Source organism: Lelliottia sp. GFLA7 (genome assembly GCF_056490165.1).
This window is the reverse complement of sequence record NZ_JBWLAQ010000011.1, coordinates 68,313-87,932: the sequence shown is the minus strand read 5'-3', so window position 1 is coordinate 87,932 and position 19,620 is coordinate 68,313. Positions and strand designations below refer to the sequence as shown.

12 protein-coding genes are annotated in these 19,620 nt (G+C 55.3%); 9 read left to right on the top strand and 3 right to left on the bottom strand.

Features of this window, described 5'->3' with window-relative positions; translation table 11 throughout:
- Positions 1-74: 74 nt before the first annotated feature.
- Genes bcsG through bcsE form a run of 3 tightly spaced genes read right to left on the bottom strand, consistent with a single transcriptional unit; the run spans position 75 to position 3,500 of the window.
- Positions 75-1,754 carry a cellulose biosynthesis protein BcsG gene (bcsG, locus tag AC07RN_RS19675; protein WP_478337105.1) on the bottom strand — a complete coding sequence of 560 codons (1,680 nt, stop codon included), beginning with the start codon at positions 1,752-1,754 and terminating at the stop codon, positions 75-77.
- Positions 1,747-1,944 carry a cellulose biosynthesis protein BcsF gene (gene bcsF / locus AC07RN_RS19670; RefSeq protein ID WP_041689557.1) on the bottom strand — a complete coding sequence of 66 codons (198 nt, stop codon included), beginning with the start codon at positions 1,942-1,944 and terminating at the stop codon, positions 1,747-1,749. The genes bcsG and bcsF overlap by 8 nt, the downstream gene beginning before the upstream one ends.
- Positions 1,938-3,500 (bottom strand): cellulose biosynthesis c-di-GMP-binding protein BcsE, encoded by a 1,563-nt coding sequence (gene bcsE, locus AC07RN_RS19665; RefSeq protein ID WP_478337104.1) that lies wholly within the window; start codon positions 3,498-3,500, stop codon positions 1,938-1,940. Before bcsE ends, bcsF begins: the two co-directional genes overlap by 7 nt.
- A gap of 175 nt (positions 3,501-3,675) precedes the next feature.
- Here bcsE and bcsR point away from each other — a divergent pair, with 175 nt between their 5' ends.
- From bcsR to AC07RN_RS19620, 9 genes are all read left to right on the top strand, one after another.
- Entirely contained in the window at positions 3,676-3,864 is a 189-nt protein-coding gene (gene bcsR / locus AC07RN_RS19660) for a cellulose biosynthesis protein BcsR (protein ID WP_015960892.1), read from the top strand.
- Between the two features lie 11 nt (positions 3,865-3,875).
- The gene (gene bcsQ, locus AC07RN_RS19655) at positions 3,876-4,628 is read left to right on the top strand and encodes a cellulose biosynthesis protein BcsQ (protein WP_015960891.1); all 753 of its coding nucleotides are present in this window, start codon (positions 3,876-3,878) and stop codon (positions 4,626-4,628) included.
- The gene (gene bcsA, locus AC07RN_RS19650) at positions 4,625-7,243 is read left to right on the top strand and encodes a UDP-forming cellulose synthase catalytic subunit (RefSeq protein ID WP_015960890.1); all 2,619 of its coding nucleotides are present in this window, start codon (positions 4,625-4,627) and stop codon (positions 7,241-7,243) included. The genes bcsQ and bcsA overlap by 4 nt, the downstream gene beginning before the upstream one ends.
- 10 nt (positions 7,244-7,253) lie before the next feature.
- A complete protein-coding gene (bcsB, locus tag AC07RN_RS19645; protein ID WP_478337103.1) occupies positions 7,254-9,686 on the top strand; it encodes a cellulose biosynthesis cyclic di-GMP-binding regulatory protein BcsB in 2,433 nt (810 codons plus the stop codon).
- 6 nt (positions 9,687-9,692) lie between these two features.
- On the top strand, positions 9,693-10,799 hold the full coding sequence (gene bcsZ, locus AC07RN_RS19640; RefSeq protein ID WP_478337102.1) for a cellulose synthase complex periplasmic endoglucanase BcsZ: 1,107 nt from the start codon (positions 9,693-9,695) through the stop codon (positions 10,797-10,799).
- Positions 10,781-14,263, top strand: coding sequence for a cellulose synthase complex outer membrane protein BcsC (gene bcsC / locus AC07RN_RS19635; RefSeq protein ID WP_478337101.1), 3,483 nt, complete (start codon positions 10,781-10,783; stop codon positions 14,261-14,263). Before bcsZ ends, bcsC begins: the two co-directional genes overlap by 19 nt.
- A 118-nt stretch (positions 14,264-14,381) precedes the next feature.
- Positions 14,382-16,388 carry a biofilm formation regulator HmsP gene (gene hmsP / locus AC07RN_RS19630; protein ID WP_478337100.1) on the top strand — a complete coding sequence of 669 codons (2,007 nt, stop codon included), beginning with the start codon at positions 14,382-14,384 and terminating at the stop codon, positions 16,386-16,388.
- A gap of 159 nt (positions 16,389-16,547) precedes the next feature.
- Positions 16,548-17,834, top strand: a complete 1,287-nt coding sequence (locus tag AC07RN_RS19625) for a dicarboxylate/amino acid:cation symporter (protein WP_015960885.1) — start codon at positions 16,548-16,550, stop codon at positions 17,832-17,834.
- A 224-nt stretch (positions 17,835-18,058) separates the two neighbouring features.
- Complete coding sequence (locus AC07RN_RS19620; protein WP_235134264.1) at positions 18,059-19,552, top strand: M16 family metallopeptidase; 1,494 nt, start codon at positions 18,059-18,061, stop codon at positions 19,550-19,552.
- The last annotated feature ends 68 nt before the right edge of the window (positions 19,553-19,620 follow it).

Sequence of the window (19,620 nt, the reverse complement as noted above, 5' to 3'; positions counted from 1 at the left end):
CTCCCTAAATGGAGAGGGAGCAAATGCTGCAAATCATCAAGTTGCAGCAATCTACATCCATAAGTGGAAAGCGCTTACTGCGGATACGGCACCCAATCCCCGCCATTCAACCGCACGTACGGTTTATCCTGATACTGAATCACTACCGCGTTGGCGTTCTCGGAGACTTCCGCCGTCTGCGGCAGGCTGCTGGTGAGCTGATTCCAGTTCACGCTGTCCTCCACAAACAATTTCCCGTCCACCGCACGCGCCACCAGTTCTGAAATCGCCAGATAGCTGCTTGGCTGGGTAATCTCAATTGGCGCACCCTGATGCGGGGTTTTCATGCCAAAGAATTTAATCCCGGCAGGCACGTTGGTGATCGACGGGCTTGGAATATCGCGCAGCCCGGACACCTGCATTCTGTCGCCTTTCAGCGCGCCGCCATGTTCTGGCACGACCACAACCATCACCTTACGGCCAGATTTTTCCAGCTCGGTAAAGAACGCATCCAGCTCATCGAAGAATTTCTGCGCACGCACTTTGTAATCCGCCGTTTTGCTCACGCCCGGATAGTGGTTCCCGTCATGCAGCGGCAACGTGTTGTAGAACGTGGCGCTACGCGCGTTATTGTCCTTGTCGACCGTTTGCAGCCAGCGTTGTAGCACGGCGGTGTCGTCATACACTGGCGAACCGTCAAAGCCCAGCAGCGGAACCGGAAGACCCGTTTGATCCATCAGCGGCGCATGCATGCCGCCGTTTTCGCGCACTTCTTTCAGGAAGCCGCCAAAAATACCGTTATGACCGAGCATCAGGTGCTGAGAGAAACCCAGTTTTTCGAGGTTATCGAACAGATAACACTGGTTGGCTGCGGGCTGATACAAATTCTTATGCGACGGCTGACCGCAGCTAGCGCGCAGCAGGCGAATCGCCGCCGGACCGCTGTACGAGGTGGCCGAGTTGAAGTCTTTGAACTGAATATCGAAATGCGACCACAGCGGATGCGACATCAAACCGGCAGCTTCCACGTCCGCCCACGAAAGGGAGCAAATGTTAATCACCAGCAGTTCAAACGGCTGTGCATCGGCGGGTAACGCATCCGGGAATTTGGTCTGGCGCTTGGCTTCTGCGTTATAAAAACTGGAAAGCCAGGCGTTGAGATTGGTGTTGGTCGGCGGCGCGGTTTGTGACGGGATATCACCAATGACCGGCGTAGCTCCGGCAGTGGCGACCGTAGGCGCAGCCGTACCGCCCGTGGTGGTGACCGTGTCCGTCGCTTGACCGGCTGGCCACAAAGAGAAGCTCGGGCCGGCCAGGGTTAACACGTTCAGCCAGATCAGTATGGCCACCACGAACACCGTGATGCGAAGCCATTGCGACAGGAAAAGCCACGCAATGAACAGCACGAAAATCGCGCCGATCATTTGCCAGTTAATAAACCGCTCGACCAGATCCTGAATATAGCCCGCGCTAAAGCCCGCGACCTGCGAACCCTGGCTCATAATACTTTCCGGGCCGGGCAGCCAGGTGTCGTGCCAGAACAGCACAAAACCAATCGGGATGGCTATCCAGTGACGCAGGCGGTGTAGCTTCAGGTTGGGGATTGGCATCAGCAAAAATGCCATAAACACCAAGTTTAACAGCGGATGGAAATTCAGATAGCCCGCCCACAGCAAACCAAATTTCACCAGAAAGTAGAAGTTCCAACCGGAAAGGCCGCGCCAGTATTGCCAAAGCGGCGAAGGTGCCGAAGCAGTATAAGTAGAATTAGTCATGTTTTCGGTTTGCCTTGACGTGTGTAGCCCGTTTCAGTGTTCCTGCTGGTTTGACGTAGCGGGGTTTTGCAAACAGCAATCTTGTCGTATCACGAATACGGCGCAGCGAATGGCGTGCAAGGTAGCCAAGCGGGAAGAAAATGATCGCGCAGACGATCACCAACTGAATGATATCGCTGGTATTCATGATGAAGCTCTCTCTTCCGCATCGTTCAGTAAACGAAGCGGCTCAGGGGTACGGCGCCAGGCGTGCCCGTCATGCGTAGCATTCAGAACGGGTTTCGCATCGCTCGCCATCAGCAGCGGTTTGCCCCACTGCTCAGGTTCCAGCGTTTGCATCTGTACGATTTCGGCGCTGATCAAGTTGTCTTCAAACCAAATCATGCGGTTAGAGAAGATATCGCCGGTCGGCAGCGGGAATATGTGGTTCAGCGCGGTATCCAGATCGTTAACCCGACAGAAGGATAAAAACAGCACCAGACGATTATCGCCAATGGTCATGATATCGCCGGTACGGTTTGGACGACACAGCGTCAGCGCCTGTTCAATACGAATGCCCGGAACCGGGCGCAGCGCGACCATCACGCCTTTACCATTTTCTGGCAACAGCGTGTTGCTCATCATATTGCTGACCGCTTCGCAGAAGGTGTCCCACTTCTGATAGCCGCGCAGTTTCATCGGCTGGGTCATGGAAAGCAGCGTCGAAATATCCTCCGGGACGTAGCGATTAAACTGCTGGCCCTGAATGCTTTCGATCAATGTTAAGCAGCGCGAAAGGGGCGCGTTCCACGGAATCACCATGTTTGCCCCACACCCCAGGAGCAGACGCTCATCGGTGGCGCGCAGGCTGGTGGTATTCTCACGCACGACGATTTTCAACGCGCTTCCGCGCTGACGGCGCAAGGTATGGATCTGCCGCGCAATCGCCTCAATTTGATTATTCTGAGTGAGCGAAAAAACAATCGTGGCGGCCTGAGTCGTGCGGGCCTCGTTAAACAAACCTTCGTTGGTTTCAAACAGCGACCAATATTCAGAAAGCGCAGGCGCACCTTCTAATACCGCAATGTGACTCAAAATGCGTTTTTCATCATTACGCGGCTGAACGACCGTTTCTTCCTGCCGCGCAACATGCCACTCACCATTATTATGCATAAGGGTGAGTTGTTGCCGCGCGCTTACGCCTTTTTCATTACACCAGAAAGCAATATCGTAAAGATGGCTGTCGGCCTGATGGCGGATGCTGGCAAGACCAAAAAGGGATCGATATTCACTCATTAAAAATGAGAACTGCTTATCATTATTACTGCCTGGGCTGATTACCAGCAGCGTACAATTTTGAACCCGCACCCATTTATTGATCTTTTCCAGCCACAGACGCAATTTTTCTGAAGATATATTTTGCCAAAAATTATTTGTGCATTTGAGGATCACTAAATAATGTTCAGGGTCAATACTGCATTGAATATCGCGGGGCAAAAAGTATAGACCATCTTCTTCATGGGGCATGGAAAACAAACGCACTTTATCGGGACCGCGCGTTTCATTGAGTCTGATGATTTTTTTAGGGTCTTCACCCATAGTGACAACGGCGACTTTTGCGCCCTTATCTTGTGCTGCAATTGTTTGATTCACCAGACTTATAGCATCGTCATTGCGATCCGTGCTAATCCACCAGACTCCGCCGGCTGGCATGTGGCGCAATTCATACCACAATGACTGGATACCAACTGAAAATATGGGGTTCACAGTGTCCCTCTTGGCGTTTAATTTACCTGTATCTCAGTTTACTAGCGAAAGCGCAGAAATAAACCTAACATTGAAATTAAAGAGCATCAGATTTAGCATGTAAATGAATTTTCGCTGGCAGGAAGCCTTTCTACGTCTGTAGTTCGTTTGGTTTTAATAAAGGGATGAAACTAAAATGCATAATAATGAGCCTGCAACGCCGGTTGATTCTAGCCTGGGGTACACATTCCAAAACGATTTTTTGGCGCTTAGCCAGGCATTTTCATTGCCAGAAATAGATTACACCGATATTTCCCAACGGGAACAGTTGGCGGCGGCGATTAAACGCTGGCCTTTATTAGCTGAATTTGCCCGTCAACAATAAGGGAGCCATTGATGGCCATACTCGGATTACAGGGCATTCGTGGCGGTGTAGGCACGACGTCTATCGCAGCGGCGCTGGGATGGTCATTACAGGTATTAGGTGAATCCGTCCTGGTTATTGATGCCTGCCCTGATAATTTGCTGCGCATGTCTTTTAACGTCGATTATGACGTCTCCGACGGCTGGGCGCGCGCGCTGCTTGATGGCCGCGACTGGCGTGATACCGCGCAACGTTATACCTCGCAGCTTGATATCTTGCCGTTTGGTCAATTGACCGTGAGCGAGATGGAATCGCTGCACACCCGTTTTGGTACGCTGGGATATTTTGCGGATGCCCTGCAATTGTTGCAGGAAAAAAGCCACTACCAGTGGATTTTGCTGGATCTGCCAAACGGCTTTTCTCCGCTGACTCGCCAGTTAATCGAACACTGCGACCACATGCTGACCATCGTCAATGCCGATGCCAATTGCCATATTCGCCTGCATCAACAGGCACTGCCCGCGGGCGCACATATTCTGATCAATGATTTACGTATCGGCAGCCAAATTCAGGATGATTTGTATCAGGTGTGGCTGCAAAGCCAGCGCCGTCTGCTGCCGATGATCGTCCATCGTGACGAAGCGATTGCAGAATGCCTGGCATCAAAACAACCGCTGGGTGAATATCGCGGTGACTCGCTGGCAGCCGAAGAGATCCTTACGCTGGCCAACTGGTGTCTGCTGCACTATACCGGACGTCCGGAACCGGGTAGGAGCCACCCATGAGCCGCGCGTCCGCCTGGTTACTCATCCCGCCGGTCAGCGCCCGTTTAAGCGAGCGTTACCGGAATTACCGCCGTCATGGCGCGTCGCCCTTCAGCGCCGCGCTCGGCTGTTTCTGGATGGTCCTGGCCTGGATTTTTATCCCGCTCGAACACCCACGCTGGCAGCGTATTCGCGCACGCCATCACGAACTGTATCCGCATCTGAATCCTGACAGGCCAAGGCCGTTAGATCCTGCGCGTTACGCGATTCAGGCCCTGTGGCTGATTGCCACGTCTGCTAAGAAAGAAAAAACCGAACCGCGCTGGCGCGGCATGGGCGGCTTTAAAAATCTGCGTGGCCGCTACCATCAGTGGCTCGAAAACCTGCCCGACCGCGTCAGAAATCAGACCCGCCATCTTGAGAGCGAGAAAGAGCTGGGGCATCTGCATCCCGGATTACGCCGCTTTATTCTGGGCATCATCGTCGTTTTCTCGCTTATTCTGGCACTGGTGTGCATTACTCAGCCCTTTAACCCGCTCGCGCAGTTTATCTTCCTGATGCTGCTGTGGGGCGTAGCGCTGCTGGTGCGCCGTATTCCGGGGCGTTTCTCGGCGATGATGCTGATTGTCCTGTCGCTGACCGTCTCCTGCCGCTACATCTGGTGGCGCTACACTTCCACGCTGAATTGGGACGACCCGGTGAGTCTGGTGTGTGGCCTGGTGCTGCTGTTTGCCGAAACTTACGCGTGGATTGTCCTGATTTTGGGGTATTTCCAGGTCGTGTGGCCGCTGAATCGCCAGCCGGTTCCGCTGCCGAAAGACACGCGTGTGTGGCCGACAGTCGACATTTTTGTTCCGACGTATAACGAAGATCTGAGCGTGGTGAAAAACACCATTTATGCTTCGCTGGGCATCGACTGGCCGAAAGACAAGCTTAAGATTTGGCTCCTCGACGACGGCGGTCGCGAAGAGTTTCGCCAGTTTGCGCAGAGCGTCGGGGTGGAATATATCGCTCGTACCACGCACGAGCACGCTAAAGCCGGGAACATTAACAATGCGCTGAAATACGCCACGGGCGAATTTGTCTCTATCTTCGACTGCGACCACGTCCCGACGCGCTCGTTCCTGCAAATGACGATGGGCTGGTTCCTGAAAGAGAAACAGCTGGCGATGATGCAGACGCCGCACCACTTCTTCTCGCCCGATCCGTTTGAACGCAATCTGGGTCGGTTCCGCAAAACGCCGAACGAAGGGACGCTGTTCTACGGGCTGGTGCAGGACGGTAACGACATGTGGGATGCGACCTTCTTCTGCGGCTCCTGCGCGGTGATTCGACGCGTTCCGCTGGACGAAATCGGCGGCATCGCGGTCGAAACCGTCACCGAAGATGCGCACACTTCGCTGCGTCTGCACCGTCGCGGTTATACCTCCGCCTACATGCGTATTCCGCAGGCTGCGGGGCTGGCGACCGAATCGCTGTCGGCGCACATTGGTCAACGTATTCGCTGGGCACGCGGGATGGTGCAGATTTTCCGCCTCGATAACCCGCTGTTTGGCAAAGGGCTGAAGATGGCGCAGCGCCTGTGTTATCTCAACGCCATGTTCCACTTCTTGTCCGGTATTCCGCGGCTGATCTTCCTGACCGCGCCGCTGGCGTTCCTGCTGCTGCATGCGTACATCATCTTTGCCCCGGCGTTGATGATCGCGCTGTTCGTGCTGCCGCACATGATTCACGCCAGCCTGACGAACTCAAAAATTCAGGGCAAATATCGCCATTCGTTCTGGAGTGAAATCTACGAAACGGTGCTGGCGTGGTACATCGCGCCGCCGACGCTGGTGGCGCTGATCAACCCGCACAAAGGCAAATTTAACGTTACCGCAAAAGGTGGCCTGGTGGAGGAAGAGTATGTCGACTGGGTGATTTCCCGTCCGTACATTTTCCTCGTACTGCTGAATATTGTCGGGGTGCTGGTGGGGATTTGGCGCTATTTCTACGGGCCGGAAAGCGAAATGCTGACCGTGATCGTGAGCCTCGCGTGGGTCTTCTACAACCTGATTATCCTCGGCGGCGCAGTGGCGGTGTCGGTGGAGAGTAAACAGGTGCGCCGCGCGCATCGCGTCGAAATCTCCATGCCTGCAGCGATTGCCCGCGAAGATGGGCATCTTTTCTCCTGCACCGTTCAGGACTTCTCGGACGGCGGTCTGGGCATCAAGATCAACGGCCAGGCAAAAGTGCTGGAGGGGCAAAAAGTGAAATTGCTGCTCAAGCGCGGCCAGCAGGAGTATGTCTTCCCGACGCAGGTGGTCCGCGTTTTGGGGGATGAAGTTGGGCTGCAATTGATGCCGCTCACTAAGAAGCAACATATCGATTTTGTGCAGTGTACGTTTGCCCGCGCGGATACGTGGGCGCTCTGGCAGGACAGCTTCCCGGAAGATAAACCGCTGGAAAGCCTGCTGGATATTCTGAAGTTGGGGTTCCGTGGTTATCGCCATCTTGCAGAATTTGCTCCGCCGTCAGTGAAAATAATTTTCCGGTCACTTACCTCGCTGGTTTCCTGGGTGGTGTCGTTTATCCCTCGTCGTCCTGAGCGAGATGAGGCGATACAGCAACCGGACCCGGTTATGGCTCAACAATGATGATAACGCGATGAAAAGAAAACTTTCCTGGATATGTGCAGTGGCGGTTGGGATGAGTGCGCTGCCCGCGATGATGGCTCAAGCGGCGCCTGAAAATACGGCGGCAACGCCTGCACCGACCGTGCCTGTCGTCGCGCAAGCGACCGATCCGGTGGTCACCGCAGCGCCAATGCAAACTGAAAACGTGGTGCCAAATCAGCCAACCGAGGGCAACACCCTTCCGGCAACGCCGACAGGTGCGCAGGCGGTTGGGCAGGTGATGCCGGGCGTTAACGGGGCGAATGCGCCTATCGTGGCTGAAAACACGCCGTCACGTGACGTGAAGCTGACGTTTGCGCAGATCGCACCGCCGCCGGGCAGCATGATTTTGCGCGGCATCAACCCGAATGGCGGCGTTGAGTTTGGGATGCGCAGCGATGAAGTGGTGTCGAATGCCCTGCTGAATCTCGAATACACGCCATCGCCGTCTCTGCTGCCGGTTCAGTCCCAGCTTAAGGTCTATCTCAACGATGAGCTGATGGGCGTGTTGCCGGTCACCAAAGAGCAACTGGGCAAAAAAACGCTGGCGCAGGTGCCGATTAATCCGCTGTTTATCACCGATTTTAACCGCGTGCGTCTGGAGTTTGTCGGTCACTATCGCGACGTGTGCGAAAACCCGGCCAGCAGCACGCTGTGGATGGATGTGAGCCGCAATTCCTCGCTGAGCATGACTTACCAGACGCTGGCGGTGAAAAACGATCTCTCCGCGTTCCCGGTGCCGTTCTTTGATCCGCGTGACAGCCGCGAGCTGAATCTGCCGGTTGTCTTTGCCGGTTCGCCGGATATTACCCAGCAGCAGGCGGCCACCATCGTCACCTCGTGGTTTGGCTCCCGTTCAGGCTGGCGCGGGCAGAGCTTCCCGGTGCTGTTCGACAAACTGCCGGATCGCAACGCCATTGTGTTTGCCACCAACGACAAACGCCCATCATTCCTGCGCGACCATCCTGATGTGAAAGGCCCGGTGGTCGAAATGGTGAATCATCCGGACAAACCGTATGTGAAACTGCTGGTGGTCTTTGGCCGCGACGATAAAGATTTAGTGCAAGCCGCGAAAGGGATTGCTCAGGGCAACGTCCTGTTCCGTGGCAATAGCGTTGCCATTGGCGATGTTAAACCGCTGCTGGCGCGTAAACCGTACGATGCGCCAAACTGGATCCGCACCGACCGCGCGGTGACGTTTGGCGAGCTGAAAACCTATGAAGAGCAGCTTCAGTCCACGGGGCTTGAGCCGTCAGCGATTAACGTCCCGCTGAATCTGCCGCCGGATATGTACCTGCTGCGCAGCAACGGGATTGATATTGCGCTGAACTATCGTTACACCGCGCCGCCAACCAAAGACAGCTCGCGGATGGATATCAGCCTGAACAACCAGTTCCTGCAATCCTTCCCGCTGACCAGCAGCCAGGACACCAACAAGCTGCTGCTGCGTCTGCCGGTACTGCAAGGCCTGCTGGACGGTAAAACGGACGTTTCGATTCCGGCGCTGAAACTCGGCGCGGTCAACCAGCTACGCTTTGATTTCCAGTACATGAACCCGATGCCGGGTGGCTCGGTGGATAACTGTATTACTTTCCAGCCGGTGCAGAATCATGTGGTTATCGGCGATGATTCGACGATCGACTTCTCGAAGTACTATCACTTCATTGCGCTGCCGGATCTGCGCGCGTTTGCGAACGCCAGCTTCCCGTTCAGCCGCATGGCCGATCTGTCAGAATCCATTGTTGTGATGCCTAAAACGCCAAACGAAGGGCAGATCGCTACTCTGCTGGATGCCATGGCGGCAGTGGGTGCGCAAACCGGTTTACCGGCCATTAACGTCACGTTGACCGATGATGGCAGCCAGATTCAGAACAAAGACGCCGATATTATGGTGATCGGCAACATTCCGGAAAAACTGAAAGACGACAAACGTATCGACTTGCTGGTTCAGGCGACAGAATCCTGGGTCAACACGCCGCTGCGTCAGACGACGTTCCCAAGCATCATGCCGGATAACGCCGATCGCGAAGCCAGCGTGCAGACGAATGTCAGCTCGGAAGGCCCAATGGCGGCGATTGTCGGGTTCCAGTCTCCGTACAACGAACAGCGCAGCGTCATTGCCCTGCTGGCGGACAGCCCACGCGGGTATGAGCTGCTGAACATGGCGATGAATGACAGCGGCAAGCGTGCGGCGATGTTCGGTTCCGTGGCGGTGATTCGTGAGTCTGGCGTCAACAGTCTGCGCGTGGGGGATGTTTACTATGTCGGCCACTTGCCGTGGTTTGAGCGCGTCTGGTATGCGCTGTCCAATCACCCGGTTCTGCTGGCGGTGTTTGCGGCCATCAGCGTGGTGTTGCTGGCGTGGGTGATGTGGCGTCTGCTGCGAATCATCAGCCGTCGTCGTCTCCATTCGGAAAACGAGTAACGGACGATGAACGCGCTTCGCGGGTGGATGATGGTCGCGCTGGTTCTGGCGGCAGCGAATGCGCGTGCGGCCTGTAGCTGGCCCGCGTGGGAGCAGTTTAAACAGGACTACATCAGCGATGGCGGGCGCGTGATTGATCCCAGTGACGCGCGGAAAATCAGCACTTCGGAAGGGCAAAGCTATGCGCTGTTCTTTGCCCTGGCCGCCAACGATCGCAAAGCGTTCGATTTACTGCTGACCTGGACGAGCGACAATCTCGCCCAGGGCTCCCTGAGTCAGCATCTGCCTGCCTGGTTGTGGGGAAAAAAGGATGCGGATACCTGGGCGGTGATCGACAAAAACTCTGCGTCTGATGCGGATATCTGGATTGCCTGGTCGTTGCTGGAAGCAGGGCGTTTGTGGAAAGCGCCGCAATACACCGCCACCGGCAAAGCGCTGCTAAAACGCATCGCCAGCGAAGAAGTGATCAAAGTTCCGGGTTTAGGGCTGATGCTCCTGCCCGGCAACGTCGGTTTTACCGAGGAGAAAGCCTGGCGCTTTAACCCCAGCTATCTCCCGCCGCAGCTGGCGAACTATTTCACCCGCTTTGGCGCGCCGTGGACCACACTTCGCGAGACGAATCTGCGTTTGCTGCTGGAAACCGCGCCAAAAGGATTTGCGCCCAACTGGGTGCAGTATCAGCAAAAAAAAGGCTGGCAATTGCAGCCAGAAAAAACCTTTATCGGCAGTTACGACGCGATTCGCGTGTATCTCTGGACGGGCATGATGAACGACCGCGATCCGCAAAAAGCCAGACTGCTGGCACGTTTTAAACCGATGGCGACGCTCACAACAAAAAATGGCGTCCCGCCGGAGAAGGTTGATGTCGCAAGCGGTAAACCCACAGGCGATGGCCCGGTCGGTTTCTCCGCCTCGCTGCTGCCGTTTTTACAAGACCGTGATGCACAAGCGGTGCAACGCCAGCGCGTCGCCGACCATTTTCCCGGCAATGACGCCTATTACAGCTACGTGCTGACCCTGTTCGGACAAGGATGGGATCAGCATCGTTTTCGCTTCACCGCAAAGGGTGAATTACACCCTGACTGGGGCCAGGAATGCGCAAGTTCTCATTAAGTTTACTCAGTTTATCGCTTGGCTTAACGCTGATGCCGCTGGCGCAGGCCGCCAACTCTCCCCAGCAAAAACAGTTGCTGGAACAGGTTCGGCTGGGCGAAGCGACGCAACGCGAAGATCTGGTACGCCAGTCGCTCTATCGTCTGGAGCTGATCGACCCGAATAATCCGGACGTGATCGCCGCGCGATTCCGCTATCTGCTGCGTCAGGGCGATAATGCGGGCGCGCAAAAAGAGCTGGATCGCCTGAAGGGTATCGCGCCGAGTTCGAGTGCTTATAAGGCTTCGCAAAACGCCATGTTGCTCTCGACGCCAGAAGGGCGTCAGGAATTACAGCAGGCGCGTTTACTGGCGACCACTGGCCATACGCAGGAAGCGATTGACGCTTACGACAAAATCTTCGCTGGTAATCCGCCAAACGATGCACTGGCGACGGAATACTGGACCGTTGTCGCTAAGAATCCTGCACGTCGCGTGGAGGCCATCAACCAGCTCAAAAAAATTAATCTCACCAGCCCTGGCGATACGCAGCTGCAAAACACGCTGGCGCAGCTTCTGTTCCAGAGCGGGCGCAGCGATGAAGGCTTTGCGGTACTGCGGCAAATGGCGAAATCCAACGCTGGACGTGATGCCGCTTCAGACCTCTGGTATCAGCAGATCAAAGATGCGCCGGTGAGTGCCGCCAGCGTCAAAGCCTTACAGGATTATTTGCAGGTGTTCAGCACGGGCGATAACGTCACCGCAGCCCGCTCGCAGTTGGATGACCAGCAAAAACGCTTAGCCGATCCCGCGTTCCGTGCCAAAGCCGAAGGGCTGGCAGCGGTTGAAGCAGGCCAGGGCGGCAAAGCCGTTGCCGAGCTACAGCAGGCGGTGAGCGCCAATCATGCCGACAGCGAAGCCGTGGGCGCGCTGGGGCAAGCGTATTCCCAGCGCGGCGATCGTGCGCGAGCGGTCACTCAGTTTGAAAAGGCGATCGCGCTCGATCCGCAAAGCGATAACCGCGGGAAATGGGACAGTCTGCTGAAGGTCAACCGCTACTGGCTGCTGATTCAGCAGGGCGATGCCGCGCTGAAAGCCAATAATATTAGCCAGGCTGAACGTCATTATCAGCAGGCGCGCAACATCGACAATACCGACAGCTATGCGGTGCTTGGTCTGGGCGATGCGGCGGTTGCACGCAAAGATAACGCCGCCGCCGAGCGTTTTTATCGTCAGGCGCTGCGCATGGACAGCGGCAACAGCAACGCGGTACGCGGGCTGGCCAATATTTATCGCGCACAATCACCGGAAAAAGCCGACCAGTTTATCCAGTCACTTACCGCCAGCCAGCGTCGCAGCATCGATGATATCCAGCGCAGTCTGGATAACGACCGGCTCGCGCAGCAGGCGGAACAGCTGGAAAACCTGGGCAGTTTTGCCCAGGCGGCTGAAATTCAGCGCCGTCGGCTGGCGCTCGATCCAGGCAACGTGTGGATAACCTATCGTCTGTCACGCGATCTCTACAGCGCCGGGCAGCGCAGCCAGGCGGATACGCTGATGCGCCAGCTGGCGAGCCAAAAACCGGGCGATCCGGAACAGGTTTATGCCTACGGTTTGTATCTGTCGGGCAATAATCAGGATCGTGCCGCGCTGGCGCATCTCAACACGCTTTCACGCGATAAATGGAACGGCAATATTCAGGAACTGGCTGACCGACTGCAAGGCGATCAGGTGCTGGAAACCGCCAACCGCCTGCGCGATAGCGGCCAGGAGCGCGAGGCGGAAACGCTATTACGCCAGCAGCCGCAGTCCACGCGTATCGACTTAACGCTGGCAGACTGGGCGCAGCAGCGGGGCGATCGGGCCTCAGCCAAAGCCGCGTACAGCACTGTTTTGCAGCGTGAACCGCAAAACACTGATGCGATTCTTGGCCTGACGGAAGTCTATCTTTCTGAAGGCGATAAAGACGCTGCACGCGCACAGCTGGCGACACTGCCCGCCGGGCAAAATAGCGAGCCGCCGTCGGTGAATATGCAGCGCCGCGTTGCGCTGGCGCAGGCTGAGCTGGGCGACACAGCTGCCGCAGAGCATACGTTCAGCAAACTGGTTCCGCAGGCAAAATCGCAGCCGCCGTCAATGGACAGCGCGCTGGTGCTGCGCGATGCAGCACGTTTCCAGGCCAGTAACGGCCAGCCGCAACAGGCGCTAGAAAGCTATAAAGATGCGATGGTTGCGTCCGGTATCACCCCGACGCGCCCTGAAGATAACGACAGTTTTACGCGTCTGACGCGAAATGACGAAAAAGACGATTGGCTTAAGCGCGGCGTGCGCAGCGATGCGGGCGATCTCTATCAACAGCAGGATCTCAACGTCACGCTGCAGCATGACTACTGGGGCTCCAGCGGGACCGGCGGGTATTCCGATCTGAAAGCACACACCACCATGCTGCATGTCGATGCGCCGCTGTCCGACGGACGGATGTTCTTCCGCAGCGATCTGGTGAATATGAACGCCGGTTCGTTTGAGACCAAAGATGGGACTTACGATCCCAAATGGGGCACGTGCGCCGGAACGCCATGTCACGGCAGTACCAATCAAAGCGCAAACGGCGCGAGCGTGGCGGTGGGCTGGGAAAACAAAACCTGGGCGATGGACATTGGCACCACGCCAATGGGCTTTAACGTCGTCGACGTGGTGGGCGGCCTGAGCTACAGCAATGATTTAGGGCCGATTGGCTATACCGTTAACGCCCATCGCCGGCCGATCTCCAGCTCCGTGCTGGCGTTTGCCGGACAAAAAGATCCTAACACCGGCACCACATGGGGCGGCGTGCGTGCCACCGGTGGCGGCGCGAGCATTAGTTATGACAAAGGCGAAGCCAACGGCATCTGGTCGAGTCTGAACATGGACGCGCTCGAGGGCAAAAACGTTGAGGATAACTGGCGCATCCGTTGGATGACCGGCTATTACTACAAGATTATCAACAAAAACAACGAACGCCTGACGGTGGGGCTGTCGAATATGCTCTGGCATTACGACAAAGATTTGAGTTCCTATTCGCTGGGTCAGGGCGGCTATTACAGCCCGCAGGAGTACGTCTCCTTTGCGGTGCCTGTGACCTGGCGTAAACGCACCGAAAACTGGTCATGGGAACTGGGCGGTTCTGTCTCATGGTCGCATTCCAAAACCAAAGATGGGATGCGCTACCCGATTCAGGGGCTGATCCCGACCAATGAACCGGGACGATACGGCGACAGAAGCGAGCCGGAAGAGGGCAGCAGTTCGTCCGGAACCGGCTATACCGCGCGGGCGATTGTGGAACGTCGCGTAACGTCAAACTGGTTTGTCGGTTTGGGCGTCGATATTCAGGAGGCGAAGGATTATACCCCGAGCCATGCGCTGCTTTACGTGCGCTACTCCGCTGCAGGCTGGCAGGGCGATATGGACTTACCGCCGGAACCGCTCACACCTTACGCGGACTGGTAACCGGAATTATCCTTAATAGAAATCTTAGACTCTCTTAAATTCGTCGCAATCGGGTATACTCTGGCGGCAATAGGGTAACGTTTTGTTACGCTATGCTTCGGGTTTGTGGAGAGTCAATTTGCGTGTCAGCCGTTCTTTAACGATCAAACAAATGGCGATGGTGTCTGCCGTCACTATGGTGTTTGTTTTCATATTTTGCGTTATTTTGCTGTTTCATTCCGTACAGCAGAATCGCTACAACACGGCTTCACAACTGGAAAGTATCGCCCGTTCGGTTCGTTTACCGCTCTCGGCCGCCATTCTGAAAGGGGATATCCCCGAGGCAGAAACCATTTTACAGCGCATTCAACCTGCAGGAATTGTCAGCCGGGCGGATGTGGTGTTACCCAATCAATTCCAGGCGCTGCGGATGAGCTTTATTCCCGAGCGTCCGGTTCCGATGATGATCATGCGGATGTTTGAGCTGCCGGTGCAGATTTCGCTCCCGCTTTACTCCCTTGAACGCCCTGCCAATCCGCAGCCGTTAGCCTATTTGGTTCTACAGGCGGACGCGTATCGGATGCACAAGTTCGTGATGAGTTGGGTCTCGACGTTAGTAACTACTTACTTACTTTTAACACTGATCCTGAGCGTGGCGCTGACCTGGTGTATCAACCGTTTGATTGTCCATCCGCTGCGCAAAATTGCCCGTGAGCTGGATAATCTCTCGCCGCAGGACCAGGTGGGACATCAGCTTTCCCTGCCGCGCCTGCATCATGACGACGAAATCGGCATGCTGGTGCGCAGTTACAACATTAACCAGCAGCGCTTGCTGCGCCACCAGGATGAGCTGAACAGCAACGCCACGCGTTTCCCAGTCTCTGAGCTGCCAAACAAAGCCTTCCTGATGGCGTTACTGGAACAAACCGTCGCGCGTCAGCAGACCACGGCGCTGATGGCTATCGCCTGTGAAACCTTGCAGGACACGGCCGGCGTGCTGAAAGAGAGTCAGCGCGAAATGCTGCTCCTGACGCTGGTGGAAAAAATCAAATCGGTGCTCGCGCCACGAATGGTCCTCACCCAAGTGAGCGGCTACGATTTTGTGATTCTCGCCCACGGAGTGAAAGAGCCGTGGCACGCCATTACGTTAGGTCAGCAAGTACTCACTGTCATAAATGAGCGTCTGCCGGTGCAGGGCATTCAGCTGCGTCCGAGCGCCAGTATCGGTCTGGCGATGTATTACGGCGATCTGACGGCAGAACAACTGTATCGACGTGCGTTCTCCGCGGCCTTTACCGCCCGTCGCAAAGGCAAAAATCAGATTCAGTTCTTCGAACCGGAGCAGATGGAAAAGGCGCAGCGGCGGTTGACGGAAGAGAGCGATATTCTCACCGCGCTGGATAATAATCAGTTCGCGCTTTGGCTGCAGCCGCAGGTCAATCTTGAAACGGGCGAAGTGAAGAGCGCCGAAGCGCTGTTACGCGTCCAACAGCCGGATGGTTCTTGGGAGCTGCCCGAAGGGCTGATTGAGCGGATTGAATCCTGCGGGCTGATGGTGACAGTGGGTTATTGGGTGCTGGAAGAGTCGTGCCGTCAGCTTTCTGCCTGGCAGGAACGCGGCATCGAGATGCCGCTGTCGGTCAACCTTTCTGCTTTACAGCTGATGCACCCGACGATGGTGTCGGAGATGCTGGAGCTGATCAATCGCTACCGGATCAAGCCCGACACGTTGACCCTCGAAGTCACAGAAAGCCGTCGTATTGACGACCCAAATGAAGCGGTGGCGATTCTGAAACCGCTGCGTAATGCCGGGATTCGCATTGCGCTGGATGATTTTGGCATGGGCTACGCGGGGCTGCGCCAGCTCCAGCACATGAAAACGCTGCCCGTCGACGTACTGAAGATCGACAAGACTTTTGTTGACGGTCTGCCAGACGACAGCAGCATGGTTGAAGCCATTATTCAGATGGCGCGCAGCCTTGATTTGCATGTGATTGCTGAAGGTGTCGAAACGGAAGCCCAGCGCGACTGGCTGGCGAAGGCGGGTGTCGAAAGTGGTCAGGGCTTCTTATTTGCTCGCGCCGTGCCGTCTGATGAATTTGAAAAACGTTATCTCACAGCCGAAAACACGCCCGCAAAAGTGTAAGTTTGTTGCTGGCTTGTTCGAGTCAGCTCTAATTTCTTAACATTTTTGTTTCAATTTTGACGTGTGTTCATTTCTGTCCTGTTTTACGGGTGTTATTTTAAAGCCGCAGGTGAGTCTTACCCATAAAAAACCTGTGGTTTTTCTTTCCAAGGACACCCTATGAAAACCTCACTCTTTAAAAGTCTCTACTTTCAGGTTCTGACAGCGATTGCCATTGGTATTCTCCTTGGCCATTTCTATCCTGAACTGGGCGCACAAATGAAACCGCTTGGCGACGCGTTCGTGAAGCTCATCAAAATGATCATCGCGCCCGTTATCTTCTGTACCGTAGTGACCGGAATCGCTGGCATGGAAAGCATGAAGGCGGTCGGTCGTACCGGTGCAGTTGCCCTACTGTATTTCGAAGTCGTTAGTACTATTGCGCTGATTATCGGCCTGATTATCGTGAACGTGATGCAGCCGGGTGCGGGGATGAACGTTGATCCTTCCACGCTGGATGCCAAAGCGGTCGCGATTTATGCCGAACAGGCTAAAGATCAGGGCATCGTCGCGTTTCTGCTGGATGTGATTCCCGGCAGCGTGATTGGTGCCTTTGCCAGCGGCAACATTTTGCAGGTGCTGCTCTTCGCCGTGCTGTTTGGTTTTGCCCTGCATCGCCTGGGCAGCAAAGGCCAGCTGATTTTCAACGTGATTGAAAGCTTCTCGCAGGTCATTTTCGGCATCATCAATATGATCATGCGCCTGGCACCAATTGGTGCGTTCGGGGCGATGGCCTTTACGATTGGTAAATATGGCGTGGGGACACTGATTCAGCTCGGCCAGCTGATCATCTGCTTCTATATCACCTGTATTCTGTTTGTGGTGGTGGTGCTCGGTTCGATTGCACGCGCGACCGGTTTCAACATCTTCAAATTTATCCGCTACATCCGCGAAGAGCTGCTGATCGTGCTGGGTACGTCCTCTTCTGAATCGGCGCTGCCGCGTATGCTCGATAAGATGGAGAAACTAGGCTGCCGTAAATCGGTCGTGGGGCTGGTGATACCGACCGGGTACTCCTTCAACCTCGACGGTACATCGATTTATCTGACCATGGCCGCCGTGTTTATCGCCCAGGCGACAAACACCCATATGGATATTTTCCATCAGATAACCCTGCTGGTGGTGCTCCTGCTTTCATCAAAAGGGGCGGCGGGTGTGACGGGCAGTGGGTTTATCGTGCTGGCAGCCACCATTTCGGCCGTCGGGCACCTGCCGATTGCGGGTCTGGCGTTGATTCTCGGTATCGACCGCTTTATGTCTGAAGCCCGTGCCCTGACCAACCTAATCGGTAACGGCGTTGCCACCGTGGTGGTAGCGAAATGGGTGAAAGAGCTGGACCATAAAAAACTCGACGATACGCTGAATAATCGCGTGCCAGATAGCAAAACCCAAGGTTTATCCTCATAAAATCAGCACTTATGCCCGCTTACCCTTGTAGGGGGGCGGGCTCCTGCGCATAATACCGACTCATATCTGTCATAATTCGACAAGATTTTTTTCAGGTATATTTCACTTCATGCCGTGACGTTTCACCCTTCACGCGGTCTAATCGAAGTGTTTGAACGTTTATTACAGAGTGCTCGAGGCAGTGAGACACTCTTTTTAACCAGGAATGTTGATCAGGGGTTTACATGCAGGGCACAAAAATTCGACTCTTAACCGGCGGTTTGCTGATGATGGCAGCAGCCAGTTATGTGCAGGCAGATACACTCCAGCCCGACCCGGCCTGGCAACAGGGAACACTGGCGAATGGTTTTCAGTGGCAAGTTTTAGCCACGCCGCAGCGTCCCAGCGATCGCATCGAAATTCGCCTTTCTGTTAATACCGGTTCACTGACTGAAAACTCGCAGCAGAGCGGGTTTAGCCATTTTATTCCTCGACTGGCGCTGACTCAAAGCGGCAGTTTGCAAGCCGTGCAGGTGCGTTCACTGTGGCAGCAGGGTATTGACCCGAAGCGTCCACTTCCGCCTGCCGTTGTCTCTTACGACTACACCATGTTTAACCTCAGCCTGCCGAATAACCGTAACGATCTGCTGAAAGAATCGCTGACCTGGCTGGGTGATACCGCGGGTAAAGTGGCGATCACGCCGGATACGGTTAACTATGCGCTGAGCAACAGTGACATGGTGGCGACCTGGCCTGCGGACACCAAAGACAGCTGGTGGCGCTATCGCCTGAAAGGCTCCACGCTGCTGGGACATGACCCGGCAGAGCCGGTGAAACAACCGGTCGATATCGAGCAAGTTAAGTCGTTTTATCAGAAATGGTACACCCCGGACGCGATGACGCTGATCGTGGTGGGTAACGTGGACAGCCGTTCAGTTATCGAGCAGATCGGCAAAGCGTTTGGCGATCTCAAAGGCAAACGTGATGTGCCAGCGCCGGTCCCGACGCTGTCACCGCTGCGCCCAGAGCCTGTGAGCATTATGACCGACGCCGTGCGCCAGGATCGTCTGGCGCTGATGTGGGACACGCCATGGCAGCCGATTCGTGAATCTGCGGCGCTGCTGCGTTACTGGCGTGCAGACTTAGCGCGTGAAGCGCTGTTCTGGCATGTTCAGCAAACGCTCAGCAAAAATAACGCCAAAGATATCGGCATTGGCTTCGACTGCCGCGTGCTGTTCCAGCGTGCCCAGTGCGCTATCAACGTTGAATCACCGAGCGATAAGTTGAACGCCAATCTTAGCGTCGTTGCGAAAGAGCTGGCAAAAGTGCGTAAAGACGGTCTGTCGAAAGAGGAGTTTGATGCGCTGGTGGCGCAGAAAAGTCTCGAACTGCAAAAACTGTTCGCCACTTACGCCCGCACTGATACTGACGTTCTGATCAGTCAGCGTATCCGTTCCCTGCAAAACCAGGTGGTGGATATCGCGCCAGAGCAGTATCAGAAACTTCGCCAGGATTTCCTGAATAGCCTGACCGTTGAGATGATTAATCAGGATCTTCGTCAGCAATTGTCTCAGGATATGGCGCTTGTGCTGCTGCAGCCGAAAGGCGAGCCGGAATTCAACATGAAGGATTTACAAGCGACCTGGAATGAGATCATGACGCCGGACGCTGCGCTTGCTGTACAGCCAGCGGTGGATGATTTACATCAGGATGCGTCAGATATTCCACCAAGGCAGTAAATCTGATGCGGGATGAGTTCTTCATCCCCGTTCTGAGTGAGATACAAAAAAGCCCGATGTCCATCGGG